At 69.7% G+C, this 12422-nt stretch carries 14 protein-coding genes and 1 pseudogene; 4 read left to right on the top strand and 11 right to left on the bottom strand.

Features of this window, described 5'->3' with window-relative positions; all coding sequences use genetic code 11:
- Positions 1-321 (bottom strand): annotated as a pseudogene (locus tag ACT6XY_RS15880) (hypothetical protein); the annotation flags it as partial.
- Between the two features lie 400 nt (positions 322-721).
- Here ACT6XY_RS15880 and ACT6XY_RS15875 point away from each other — a divergent pair.
- From ACT6XY_RS15875 to der, 3 genes are read left to right on the top strand one after another with little or no spacing between them, the layout of a single operon-like run.
- Complete coding sequence (locus ACT6XY_RS15875; RefSeq protein WP_444749300.1) at positions 722-1369, top strand: tetratricopeptide repeat protein; 648 nt, start codon at positions 722-724, stop codon at positions 1367-1369.
- Positions 1370-1388: 19 nt separating this feature from the next.
- Positions 1389-1655, top strand: coding sequence for a hypothetical protein (locus tag ACT6XY_RS15870; RefSeq protein WP_444749299.1), 267 nt, complete (start codon positions 1389-1391; stop codon positions 1653-1655).
- Between the two features lie 17 nt (positions 1656-1672).
- Complete coding sequence (der, locus tag ACT6XY_RS15865; RefSeq protein WP_444749298.1) at positions 1673-3082, top strand: ribosome biogenesis GTPase Der; 1410 nt, start codon at positions 1673-1675, stop codon at positions 3080-3082.
- 35 nt (positions 3083-3117) lie between these two features.
- Here der and ACT6XY_RS15860 read toward each other — a convergent pair whose 3' ends face one another.
- The gene (locus ACT6XY_RS15860; RefSeq protein WP_444749297.1) at positions 3118-3729 is read right to left on the bottom strand and encodes an NAD(P)-dependent oxidoreductase; all 612 of its coding nucleotides are present in this window, start codon (positions 3727-3729) and stop codon (positions 3118-3120) included.
- Between the two features lie 102 nt (positions 3730-3831).
- Here ACT6XY_RS15860 and ACT6XY_RS15855 point away from each other — a divergent pair, with 102 nt between their 5' ends.
- Complete coding sequence (locus ACT6XY_RS15855; RefSeq protein WP_444749296.1) at positions 3832-4248, top strand: winged helix-turn-helix transcriptional regulator; 417 nt, start codon at positions 3832-3834, stop codon at positions 4246-4248.
- Positions 4249-4310: 62 nt separating this feature from the next.
- On the opposite strand, the gene ACT6XY_RS15850 is transcribed toward ACT6XY_RS15855, so the two are convergent.
- The 9 genes from ACT6XY_RS15850 to alr form a co-directional block, all read right to left on the bottom strand.
- Complete coding sequence (locus ACT6XY_RS15850) at positions 4311-5162, bottom strand: outer membrane protein (RefSeq protein WP_444749295.1); 852 nt, start codon at positions 5160-5162, stop codon at positions 4311-4313.
- A 110-nt stretch (positions 5163-5272) separates the two neighbouring features.
- A complete protein-coding gene (locus ACT6XY_RS15845) occupies positions 5273-6019 on the bottom strand; it encodes an SDR family NAD(P)-dependent oxidoreductase (RefSeq protein ID WP_444749294.1) in 747 nt (248 codons plus the stop codon).
- Between the two features lie 21 nt (positions 6020-6040).
- Positions 6041-7543 (bottom strand): amidophosphoribosyltransferase, encoded by a 1503-nt coding sequence (gene purF / locus ACT6XY_RS15840; protein ID WP_444749293.1) that lies wholly within the window; start codon positions 7541-7543, stop codon positions 6041-6043.
- Positions 7544-7669: 126 nt separating this feature from the next.
- Positions 7670-8290: a CvpA family protein gene (locus ACT6XY_RS15835; RefSeq protein WP_444749292.1), complete on the bottom strand. Its 621-nt coding sequence runs from the start codon at positions 8288-8290 to the stop codon at positions 7670-7672.
- Between the two features lie 171 nt (positions 8291-8461).
- Positions 8462-9112, bottom strand: coding sequence for a DUF502 domain-containing protein (locus ACT6XY_RS15830; RefSeq protein ID WP_444749291.1), 651 nt, complete (start codon positions 9110-9112; stop codon positions 8462-8464).
- 52 nt (positions 9113-9164) lie between these two features.
- Positions 9165-10580, bottom strand: coding sequence for a DNA repair protein RadA (gene radA, locus ACT6XY_RS15825; protein ID WP_444749290.1), 1416 nt, complete (start codon positions 10578-10580; stop codon positions 9165-9167).
- 33 nt (positions 10581-10613) lie between these two features.
- Positions 10614-11018, bottom strand: a complete 405-nt coding sequence (locus ACT6XY_RS15820; RefSeq protein WP_444749289.1) for a PIN domain-containing protein — start codon at positions 11016-11018, stop codon at positions 10614-10616.
- Entirely contained in the window at positions 11005-11238 is a 234-nt protein-coding gene (locus tag ACT6XY_RS15815) for an AbrB/MazE/SpoVT family DNA-binding domain-containing protein (RefSeq protein WP_444749288.1), read from the bottom strand. The genes ACT6XY_RS15820 and ACT6XY_RS15815 overlap by 14 nt, the downstream gene beginning before the upstream one ends.
- 76 nt (positions 11239-11314) lie before the next feature.
- The gene (alr, locus tag ACT6XY_RS15810) at positions 11315-12418 is read right to left on the bottom strand and encodes an alanine racemase (RefSeq protein ID WP_444749287.1); all 1104 of its coding nucleotides are present in this window, start codon (positions 12416-12418) and stop codon (positions 11315-11317) included.
- Positions 12419-12422 lie beyond the last annotated feature (4 nt).

Here is a 12422-nt window from a genome sequence, read left to right as displayed (position 1 = left end):
CATCTGGATCGGCGGCGGGCTTGCCGGAGCGACCGCGACCGGCGGCGGCGCCGGGTCGGCAGGGACGATGACGCGGGCCTGCACCTTGTTCGGGTCGGCCTCCGTGCCCGGCAGCGTAACGGGCCGCGACTGGCTGGAGGCGAGGGCGGGGGCCTCGGGAGCGGGGGCCGGGGGCGGCGGCAGCAGCACCGGCGCCAGCTCGGCCTGGATCATCTCGCGGTTGGCGAGGGTGAACACGGCCGCCGTTCCCGCGGCGAGCACGACGGCGAAGACCGTCAGTGCGAGGCGGCGCCAGCGGGCGCCGCGCAGGCGACGGGCCATCGCCCGCTCACGCGCCGGATCGTAGGGCGCGGCGAAATCGTCCGCCACTGTCGGATGGGGCTGCGCTGCGTCGGGCAATGGCACTGGAACGTGTTTCATTCGACCAAGGGCAGGTGATGCAATGGACCGCTACCACGTCCGGCCGCGACGAGAAAGCCGCAGGACGATGGCGATGAAAGCCTCTCCTCAATGATCTCCAAATGTGGCGGGGATGGGGAACGCGATGAAATTGTGCGTGCCTGCCATCAAACCGCCGCTGCAGGCATGGATCAGGACCCCGGAGGGAGCCTGCCGCCGCCCGCCTGTCGCGTTTGCGTCGGACAGGGGGAGTTGATAGGTTCCGCCGCTTCCGACAGGGGCTTGCGCGACCCGCATCGGGGCACCGCAGCTGGATGAGACCATGGCCGATATTTTCGACGAAGTAGAAGAAGACCTGCGGCGGGCGCGGTTCGAACGGCTGTGGTCGAAATACTGGCCCGCCATGCTCGGCTTCGCCGTGGTGGTCGTGGTTGTCGTCGGCGGCTGGCGCTTCTACGACTACCTCCAGGCCCAGCGGTCCGCGGCCGCCGGCGCGAAGTTCGAGGCCGCCCTGCGCCTGTCACGGACCAGCGGCACCGAGGCGGAGCAGCAGTTCGCCGCCCTCGCCGCCGACGCCCCGTCGGGCTACCGCATCCTCGCCCGCTTCCGCCAGGCGACGGAACTCGCCGCGCGCGACAAGGTGGCCGGCGCCGCCGCCTTCGACGCCATCGCCGCGGACGGCGGCATCGGCCCGGTCCTCCAGGACCTCGCCCGCCTGCGCGCCGCCTATGCCCTCGTCGACAGCGCCCCGCCGGCGGATCTCGTCCGCCGCGCCGAGCCGCTCGCCTCCGCCGACGGTCCCTTCCGCCATTCGGCGCGGGAGATTCTGGCGCTCGCCGCCCTGAAGGCCGGCGATCGCCCGGCGGCCGAACGCTGGATCAAGGCCATCCAGGACGACCGCGAGACGCCCCAGGGCGTGCGTGGCCGCGCCGATCTCATGTCCACCGTCTTCTCCGCCAGCGGCAGCTGAGCGCATCCGGGAAATCGCCATGACCACCTATCGCCCCGACCGCCGTCTCGTCCTGCGCACCGGGATGCTGGCCGCTCTCGGCCTGGGTCTCGCCGGCTGCGAGACGCTGCAGGATATTCCCTCCATGTTCGAGCGCCGCCAGCCGCCGCTCGCCGGCGACCGCCGCGCCGTCTTCCCCGAGGGCGTCCCCGGCATCGACCGGTCGATCCAGCAGCCCGCCAACTCGCCCGTCGGCGCTGCGCCGCCCGCCGAGCCTGCGCCGTCAGCGCCGGCGCGCGGCCGCTGACCCGCATCGCCCCCCACATGACCTTCACGCTCGCCATCGTCGGCCGGCCCAATGTCGGCAAGTCGACGCTGTTCAACCGTCTCGTGGGCAAGCGCATCGCGCTGGTCGACGACCGGCCGGGCGTGACCCGGGACCGTCGCGAGGGTGAGGCGAGCCTCGGCGACCTCGAGTTCACCATCATCGACACCGCCGGCCTGGAGGACACCCGCGAGGGCAGCCTCGAGAGCCGCATGCGCGCGCAGACCGAGGAGGCCATTCGCCTCGCCGACGCCGTGCTGTTCATGATCGATGCCCGCATCGGCCTCACCCCGGACGACCGCTCCTTCGCCGAACTCGTCCGCAAGTCGGGCAAGCCCGTGATCCTTGCCGCCAACAAGAGCGAGGGGAAGGTCGGCATGGCCGGAGCCTACGAGGCCTTCGCCCTCGGCCTCGGCGATCCCGTTCCGCTCTCGGCTGAGCACGGCGAGGGGATCAACGAGCTCTATGAGGCGCTGGCCGCCCTGATGCCGGCGCCGGACAGGGGCGGGGACGAGGATGAGGACGAGGCCGTCGGTGAGGAGGTTCCCGAGGGGGACCAGGAGGCGCCGCCCGAGGACCTGTCGAAGCCCATTCCCGTCGCCATCGTCGGCCGGCCGAACGCCGGCAAGTCCACCCTCGTCAACGCGCTCATCGGCGAGGACCGCCTGCTCACCGGACCCGAGGCCGGGATTACCCGCGATTCCATCTCGGTCGACTGGGACTGGGGCGGGCGCAAGTTCCGCCTCGTCGACACGGCGGGCCTGAGAAAGCGGGCGCGCATCGAGGACAAGCTGGAGAAGCTCTCCGTCGCCGACGCGCTGCGCTCGATCCGCTTCGCCGAGGTCGTGGTCGTCTGCATGGATGCCACCAAGCCCTTCGAGGACCAGGACCTGCGCATCGCCGACCTCGCCTCCAAGGAAGGCAGGGCGGTCGTGCTCGCCTTCACCAAGTGGGACCTCGTGCCGCACAAGGGCGGCAAGGCGGCCAAGCTTCGCGAGGAGACCGACCACTGGCTGCCGCAGATCAAGGGCTGCCCTGTCGTCGCCAATTCCGCCGAGACGGGCCAGGGCCTCGACCGGCTGATGCAGGCGATCCTCGACGCGCGCGTGCCGTGGCAGAAGCGAATCTCCACCAGCACGCTGGTGCGCTGGCTGCAGGAGACCATCGACCACCATCCGCCGCCGGCGGTCACCGGCCGCCGCATCAAGCTGCGCTACATGACGCAGGCCAAGACGCGGCCGCCGACCTTCGTCGCCTTCTGCTCGCGTCCCGAGGCGCTGCCCGAGAGCTATCTGCGCTACCTCGTCAACGGGTTGCGCGAGAGCTTCGACCTGCAGGGCACGCCGATCCGCTTCCACCTGAAGAAGACCGACAATCCCTACGCCGAGACCGGGCGGAAGATCCGATAGGCGAGGGCTCCCGGGGGGCGCCCCCGCCCGCAGCCTCAATAGGCCACGGAGAACCGCTTGCGGACGTGCTTCGGCGTCTCCAGCTCGTCCACCAGGGCGACGGCGTAGTCCTCCGCCGAGATGGCGCTGTTCCCCGCAGCATCGACGAAGAACTGGTCTCCGCCGAGCCGGAACCGCCCCGTGCGCTCGCCCGGCTGAATGAGGGCCGCGGGCGACAGGAAGGTCCAGTTCAGCGTGGGCTCGGCCTTCAGCTTGTCGAGAAAGGCGCCGCCGGCCTTGGCCTCGCCGAGGTAGATCGCCGGAAACTGCGGCGTGTCGAAGAGCTGGACGCCGGGAGCGACCTCGAGGCTGCCTGCCCCGCCGACGACGAGGTAGCGCGCCACGCCCGACGCCTTGGCGGCGCCGATCAGCGTGTCGGCATCGGAGGCGAGGTAGTGGACCGACGAGATGATCGCGTCGTGGCCGGCATAGGCCGCGGCGAGGGCCTTGCCGTCGAAGGCATCGACGGCCTTGGCCGTGACGCCGGGCAGGGCGGCGATCTTCGCGGTGTTGCGGGCGAGAGCGGTCACCTGGTGGCCGCGGGACGACAGCTCGGCGAGGAGGCGCGATCCGACCATGCCGGAGGCGCCGAGGAGAGCGACTTTCATCGTGGGTGTTCCTGTGGTAGTTACCAATGGAGACCAGATAGCTGACGGAGAGCGCCTGTGTAAGAAGGCACTTTTCGGTCACGAGGTCACGTGGAGGGAACCATGGGTGAACCCCGTATCATCGAGCTGACGCAGCGGCCCTTGCCAGTGGACCTGACGCCCAACGTCTTCGTGGCCGAGTGTCCCACGCGCCGTGTTCTCGATCGCGTCGCCGACAAATGGGCGGTGCTCATTCTCATCCTGCTGGCGGACGGTACCAAGCGGTTCAACGCCCTGAAGCGGATGATCGGCGGCGTCTCGCAGAAGATGCTGTCGCAGACGCTGAAGAGCCTCGAGCGCGACGGGCTTGTGTCGCGCCGCGTTATCCCGACCGTGCCGGTAACGGTGGAATATTCGATCACGCCCCTCGGCCGGACCTTGCACGCCGCTGTCGATCCCCTGCGCATCTGGGCGGAGACGCATATCGCCGCGGTCGAAGCCGCACAGGCGCGCTATGACGCGGAGCCGAGGCAGGGATAGGGGCCGCCGATACGGTGTCGATCCAGGCGACAGGCCCGTGGATCCGAAGCCCGCAGTGACCGTCAGAACCGCCGTATCAGGCCGATGCGGCCCGTATGGAAATCCGTCGCGCCGAAGGAGGCGCGGTAGGTGCTTGGCGGGTCGCCCGGGGCGACCACGGTCACAGCCGCCGCCGTGGCCGTGCTGTGGGCGAGCCGGACGTAGAGATATTCGACGCTGACGCTCCACTGGGCGTCGAGCGAGATCTCCGTGCCGATTCCCGCTGCAAACCCGAATTTTACGCCCGACTGCGAGCCGGTAAAACACGGGATGCCCGGCGCCGTGCAGTTGTAGGAACCACCTGGCAGTCCGCCGCTGACGGTTCCACCCGGGCCGTCGAACCGGTAGCTGCTGCTGTTGCGAACCTCGGCGAGAGCGATACCAGCCGTCGCGTAGAACAGCGCGCGTTCGGATGCGACGATGCCGAAGCGGCCCCGCAGCGTTGTCCACCATCCGATGCGCTGCTGCGCGGTGGCGGTGTGCGTGAAGGAGGGCGCCCGAAGAACACTCGTGCCTGACCCACGCCCCGCCAGCGATGTAATGTTCAGGTCGGCGACCAGACCGGCGACGATATTGCCGGAGCGCCAGTCATAGCCGGCGACGAGCCCCCCTGTGGCTCCGGAAACGGACAGGCCATGGCGCGGGATGGGCTGACTTCCGGCGAACGACGTCACCGCCGTCAATCGGCGGATGATGGCCTCGTCGTTGCCGACATAGCCCACGTTGCGCGAGCCGAATGCGCCACCGACGGTGACACCGACATATCCGCCGGACCAGGGGCTCGATACGGGGGAGGGAAGGGGAGCGGTCTGCGCGACGGCCGCAGTGGAAGCTGCCAAACCAATGGCCAGAATCGCCAAAGACCGAATCGCCATGCGCCAAACCCCTCGCGGCGAGAGGATAATACTACCGCAAGCAAGCATCCGATGTGACGAGACCGCCACAGTCCATGGGTTTAGGAAGGCTTGTCCGAGCTTCAGGCGGCTCACGCTGGATCGCGGAAGCTCTTCCAGCTGCGGGTCGGGAAGTCGTAGAGCCTGCCGTTCTCGGTCACGTCCACCCCGCACATCGTCACGATGGCGGCAGCGGCCGCTTCCGGGGGCTCCAGCGTGCTCGGATCCTCGCCCGGCATGGCCTGCGCCCGCATGGTGGTGCGGATCGGCCCGGGGTTGAACAGGTTCGCCTTCACCGCCGTCGTTTCGTTCTCGGCCGCATAGGTGCGGGCGAGGGCGTCGAGGGCCGCCTTGGTGGCCGAATAGGGCCCCCAGAACGGCCGGCACTTGGTGGCGGCGCCCGAGGTCACGAAGACGGCGCGGCCGGCGTCTGACGCCTGCAGCAGCGGGTCGAAGGAGCGGATCAGCCGCCACTGGGCGGTCAGGTTCACCGCGACGATCTGGTCCCAGTCCTTCGGCACGACATGGCCGAGCGGCGAGATCGGGCCGAGGATGGCGCCGTTGGCCACCAGCACGTCGAGCTTTCCCCAGCGCTGGTGGATGGCGAGGCCGAGCCTGTCGAGCCCGTCGCCGTCGCGGATGTCGAGCGGCACCAGGGTCGGGGCGAGCCCGCCGGCCTGGCGGATGGCGTCGTCGAGGGATTCCAGGCCCCCCTGCGTGCGCGCCACGGCGACGATCTGCGCGCCGCCGGCGGCCAGCGCCAGGGCGGTGGCGCGGCCGATGCCGCGCGAGGCGCCGGTCACGCAGGCGATGCGGCCGGAAAAGGGCTTGTCGGTCATGGGGTCTTCCGGGCCGTCTCGTCAGCTCGCCTCGGCCAGCAGCGAGAGCTGCTTGGCGCCCTCGCCCACAAGGTCGGTGATGGTCGTGGGATAGTCGCCGGTGAAGTAGTGGTCGGTGAACTGGGGCTGCGCCGCATTGCGGGCCGGCTCGCCGAGCGCCCGGTAGAGCCCGTCGATGGAGATGAAGGCGAGCGAATCGACGCCGAGATAGTCGCGCATCTCGTCGATCGACATGTGGGCGGCCAGAAGCTTATCCTGGTCGGGCATGTCGATCCCATAATAGTCGGGGTACTTGATCGGCGGCGATGCGATGCGGAAATGCACCTCCCGCGCGCCGGCATCGCGCATCATCCGCACGATCTTGCGCGAGGTGGTGCCGCGCACGATGGAGTCGTCGACGAGCACCAGCCGCTGGCCTTCGATGACCGCCCGGTTGGCCGAATGCTTCATCCTGACGCCCTGGTCGCGGACGGACTGGGTCGGCTGGATGAAGGTCCGGCCGACATAGTGGTTGCGGATGATCCCGAGCTCGTAGGGCAGGCCCGAGGCCTGGGCGTAGCCGATGGCCGCCGGCACGCCCGAATCGGGCACCGGCACGATGACGTCGGCGGGCACGTTCGACTCCTCGGCGAGGATGGCTCCGATGCGCTTGCGCATGCCGTAGACGTTCTTGCCGTCGACGATGGAGTCGGGGCGGGCGAAGTACACGTACTCGAAGATGCAGGGGCGCTTGCGGCGCGCCGGGAAGGGCTTGATCGACTCGAGCCCGCGCTCGTCGATCACGACCACCTCGCCGTTCTCCACCTCGCGTACGAAGCGCGCGCCGATGATGTCCAGCGCCACCGTCTCGGAAGTCAGGATGAACTTGCCGTCGAGCTCGCCGATCACCAGCGGACGAATGCCGAGGGGGTCGCGGGCACCGATCAGCTTCTTGTTCGTCATGCCGACGAAGGCGTAGCCGCCCTCGATCTGGCCGAGGGCGTCGATGAAGCGGTCGACAAAGCGGTTGCGGCGCGAGCGCGCCACGAGGTGCAGGATCACCTCTGTGTCGGAGGTTGCCTGATAGATGGCGCCGTCGGCGATCAGGCGCCGGCGCAGCGTCAGGCCGTTGGTGAGGTTGCCGTTGTGGCACGCGGCGAAGCCGCCGGTCTCGAGCTCGGCGAAGAGCGGCTGCACGTTGCGCAGGATGTTTCCGCCGGTCGTGGAGTAGCGCGTATGGCCGATGGCGGACTGCCCGGGCAGGCGCTCGATCACCTCGCGGCGGGAGAAGTTGTCGCCGACGAGCCCCATGCGCCGCTCTGAATGGAAGCGCGCCCCGTCGAAGGAGACGATGCCCGCCGCCTCCTGGCCGCGATGCTGGAGCGCGTGCAGGCCGAGGGCCGTCAGCGCCGCGGCGTCCGGATGGTCGTAGACGCCGAAGACGCCGCATTCCTCGTGCAGCCGGTCGGTGTCGACATCGAGGACGAGGTCGTCACGGCAGGGCTCGTCAGCCTCGTGATGGCGGACTTCAAGGGATTGCGTCATCGCATCCTCGTCGTTGGAAGGCATTGGTCGTCAGCCCGTCGCGTCATATGCGGGCTGATGCGCCGGAACGATAGGTCCACCCCATGCACGGCGACCATGCGCCGGAAGAACAGCGGACGCCAGCCCTCAGGGCTGGCGCGGTGGCGTCGCCCCCGGTGCCGGCGTCGCAGGCGCGGTGCCCGGAGCCGTCGTCGCGGGCGGCGTCGTCCCGGGTGGCGTCGTGCCCGGTGCCGAGCGGTTGAGGCGGCGCAGGATGTCGGACCCCTCGATGTCCTGCGGCAGCTGGGAAATCAGCCAGTCCTTGGTCTGTTCGAGCAGCGCGTAGGACTTGGCGCGCGTCACCCAGTCCGGGCGGTTCGGGCCGGGAACGAGCCAGGTAAAGAAGGCGAAGGCCACCACCACGATCACGAGGCCGCGGCCGAGGCCGAAGAGGAAGCCGAGGGTGCGGTCGAGAACGCCGATCTTGGAATCGAGGATGGCGTCGGAAATCTTGATGGTGATCAGCGATACGATGACGAGGACGGTCAGGAAGACGCCGGCGATGACGATCGCCTTGGCGAGCAATTCGTTGGTGATCTGCGTCTGGGCGATCGGCAGCAGCCGCGGATAGGCGTACCAGGTCGCGATCGCCGCCAGCGCCCAGGAGGCGATGGACAGGACCTCGCGGACGAAGCCGCGCACCATCGCCAGCAACGCGGAGATCAGCATGATCGCGGCGAGGCCGATATCGAGATAGGTGACCGGCATCGATTTCGGCTCCGGAATGCAAGGTTCGGGTGGTGCCGAGTCGGTAAAACCCGTGCGCGACCCCGCGCTTATAGCGAGGCGGCCGGCCCGCGTCACCCCGTCCCGGGCGCGAGCGATCCTGACCACGGCGACCGGTCCGAATTGTGGCGGGAGGGCCGGTTTTTCGTGCGGTCAGGTCGCCGTCGTGGGCGCCGGCGCCGCCACCGCCTTCGGAGGCGTCACGCCCATGGAGACGTAGATGCTCATCAGCTGGTCGATGCCGATGTCGGCCGGGCTCACCCAGGTCTCCGGTACGTAGATCAGGCCGCCGCCGATGGGCACCGGCGCGGTCGGGACGAGGATGCCGAGATAGCGCTGCTCGCCCACCATGACGGCCTCGTGCGACGGTAGCAGGGCGAGCACCGCGGCGCCGCCCGGCTCGCCGCCGAAGAAGCACCAGACCGGGCTCATGCTCTTCAGCCCGTCGGCGTCCTTGCGATCCACCATGGAGACGAAGCGCCGCGACAGCTCATAGACCGTGCCGATCAGCGGAATGCGCCGCATGATCCGGTCGAGGGCGTCCTGCAGCCGCTCCTGCAGCACGATGGCCACGAGGCCAAGCAGGTAGATCACGCCGATGACGATGAGGATGCCGATGAGATAGGCGGCGAGCGAGGATGACGAGAAGCCGAGGCCGAGGGAGGTGAGGAAGCGACCCACCACCGTCCCCGGCCCGACGAAGCCATAGATGAAGGTCACCGACCAGCCGACCACGAAGGCCGTCACCGCCAGCGGCAGCAGCAACAGGACGCCGGCCAGGAAGACGCGCCTCAGATTGCCCATCCTCAATCCCCCCTCGCGTGGGGCTTGCGCCCCGGCGTCCCTTTGGCGCGGGCTACTCGCCCGCCGCCGCCTTCGGCCGCTCCCGTGCCACGCCCGAGGCCGCAATATCGGCGACCAGCGTCGACAGCCCGGTGACGGCCTGCACCGCAAGCCCCGTCTCGCCGGTCTCGCCACGCGCGATCTCCGGCACCACGGCCTTGGTGAAGCCGAGCTTCTTGGCTTCCTTGAGGCGGGCCGCCGCCTGCGCCACAGGCCGGACCGCCCCGGAGAGGCTCACCTCGCCGAAATAGACCGCGTCGGCCGGCAGCACGGCCCCCGAGAGCGAGGAGACGAGGGCCGCCGCAACCGCGAGGTCCGCCGCCGGCTCGGCGATCCTCAGGCCTCCCGCAACGTTGAGATAGACGTCGTGGCTGCCGAGCCTCACGCCGCAATGGGCGTCGAGCACGGCGAGCACCATCGAGAGCCGCGCCGGGTCCCAGCCCACCACGGCGCGCCGCGGTGTCCCGAGGCTGGAAGGCGCGACGAGCGCCTGGATCTCCACGAGAACCGGCCGCGTGCCCTCCATCCCGGCGAAGACGGCTGTGCCCGGCGCTCCGAGATCGCGCCCGGCGAGGAAGAGTTCGGAGGGGTTCGGGACCTCGCGCAGGCCCTTGCCGGTCATTTCGAACACGCCGATCTCGTCGGTCGGCCCGAAGCGGTTCTTCACCGCGCGCAGGATGCGGAAATGGTGGCCGCCCTCGCCCTCGAAGCTCATGACGGCGTCGACCATGTGCTCGACCACCCGTGGGCCGGCGATCTGGCCGTCCTTGGTGACGTGGCCGACGAGGATGACAGCGGCCCCCGACTTCTTGGCGAAGCGGATCAGCACCTGCGCCGCCGAGCGCACCTGGCTCACCGTTCCCGGGGCGCTCTCCACCGAATCCGTCCACATGGTCTGGATGGAATCGATCACCACCAGACGCGGCGTGACGCCCTCCGACAGGGTGGCGACGATGTCCTCGACATTGGTCTCGGCCGCGAGTTCGACGGGGGATGCCGTGAGGCCGAGCCGCTCGGCCCTCAGCCGCACCTGGCCCACCGCCTCCTCGCCCGAGATGTAGACGACCCGGTGGCCCATGCGGGCGAGCCGGGCCGAGGCCTGGATCAGCAGCGTCGACTTGCCGATGCCGGGATCGCCGCCGATCAGGATCACCGAACCCTTCACGAGTCCGCCGCCGAAGACCCGGTCGAGTTCGCCCACCTGCGTTTCGGTGCGCGGCGCCTGGTCGTTGACGCCGTCGAGCCCGGCCAGCGCGAAGGCGCGCCCGCGCGACTTGCCGCTCTTGGCCGGCGCGCCGCCAACGCCCGTCGCGGCGACGCTCTCCTCGGCGATGGTGTTCCAGGCCCCGCAGCTCTCGCACTTGCCCTGCCAGCGGCCGTAGGTCGCGCCGCAGGACTGGCAGACATAAGTGGTGGTGGAGCGGGCCATGACGTGCTGCCGGATGAGCGGAAGGCCTGCCTATCAGGCCGTGAAAGGGTTGGCGATAGTCACGCCGGCGATCGTCTGGCCGTGCTGGAGATCCTCCGTCCACAGCGTCGTCGCACCCGCCCGGGCGGCGGCGGCGACGATGAGGCTGTCATCGATCGACAGGCCGAACCGCCCGCAGATGTCGAGAGCGAGGTCATGGGTGGCGAGGTCCAGCGGGGTCACCTCGCAAAACCCGCGGACGACATCGAGGATGGTTCGGATATCCTCCAGGCGGAGGGCCGTCTTGCGCCGCGCCACCGAGACGAACTCGTTGAGAACCTGCACGCTGACGATGCCTCCGGCACGCAGCAACTCCTCCGCCCGGTCTGCCTTGGCCTCCTCCGCCGCAGCGAGATAGATCAGGACGTTGGTGTCGATGAACGCCTTACCCGGCTTCATTGGCGTCGAGCCGGTCGAAGCGAAAACCCTTCGGGAAGGCGCCGCGGTAGCGCCTCAGCCGCAGCAGGAGCTCCTCCTGCCCGGGGGCTCGCCCGATCTCGAGGGCGCGCGAACCGACCACGCTGACCTCGATCTCGTCCCCTTCGGCGATCTGCAGCGCTTCGACGACCGACTGGGGCAGCCGGACCGCGAGGCTGTTCCCCCACCTTGCAACGCGCATTCCGGCCTCCACCCGATACTTGGCAGGCCACGTATATCATGGCGCTCCTGGATGGTCACAAGGCCGGGGAGGGCCCTCAGCCGGTGTAGCGCCGGTGGTAGCGCCTGCCGAGGCTCGTGAGGATTTCATAACCGATGGTCCCGGCCGCCTCCGCCACGTCGTCGACGCCGATACCATCGCCGATAAGGGTCGCGGTGTCGCCGGCGGCGACGGCACCCGCCTCCGTCACGTCGATGGCGATAAGGTCCATGGAGACGCGGCCGGCGGGCTGGCAGAGGACGCCGTTGACCCGCATGGGCGCGCCGGTCTTCCGGTCGGTGGAGCCGGCCTGACGCAGGTAGCCGTCGGCATAGCCGACCGAGACGACGGCGATGCGGCTGGCGCGCGCCGCCGTCCAGGACGCCCCGTACCCGACCGTGTCGCCCGCCCTGACGCCGCGCACCTGGATGATGGGCGCCTCCAGCGTCATCACCGGGGCGAGCGGGTCGCGATCGGCCACGAAACGGGCGCCGTAGAGCGCCACGCCCGGGCGCATCAGGTCGTGCCGGGCCGCAGGCAGCATGCAGCCTGCGGAATTGGCAAGCGAGCCGGGGATGCCGGGAAACAGCCCGCGGATCTGCTGGAAGCGGTCGATCTGCCGGGCGGTGAGCGGATGGGCCGGATCGTCGGCGCAGGCGAAATGGCTCATCAGCAGCGCCGGCTCGAAGGCGAGCGCTGCCGCCCCGGGTTCGGCGAGCAGGGCCGCCTCGGCGAGGTCGAGCCCCAGCCGGTTCATGCCGGTGTCGACGTGGACGGCGGCGGGCAGGCGGCGGCCGACCGTCTCGCAATGGGCGGCGAAGATCTCCACGTCCCCGCGGCTGCCGAGCACCGGGCGGATGTTGTGGGCGAAGTAGGTGTCCAGCGCGGCGCCGAAGAGGCCGTTGAGCACGTAGATGGTGGCGGACGGGACCGCGGCGCGCAGCCGCTTCGCCTCCGACAGATGGGCGACGAAGAAGGTGGAGCAGCCCGCCGCGGCGAGCGCCGGGCCGGCCTTCTCGATGCCGAGCCCGTAGGCGTCGGCCTTCACCACCGCCGCCGTGGGAACACCGGCCCCCATGGCGGCGATTGCCCGATAGTTGGCGGCGAGCGCGCCGAGGTCGATGGTCAGGACCGCGCCGGCCTCGTTTGGCGGAATGGTCATGCGG

This window comes from Phreatobacter sp., from assembly GCF_052440005.1.
Classification (GTDB): domain Bacteria; phylum Pseudomonadota; class Alphaproteobacteria; order Rhizobiales; family Phreatobacteraceae; genus Phreatobacter.
The sequence above is the reverse complement of the archived record's forward strand: the minus strand, read 5'-3'. Positions and strand labels throughout refer to the sequence as shown.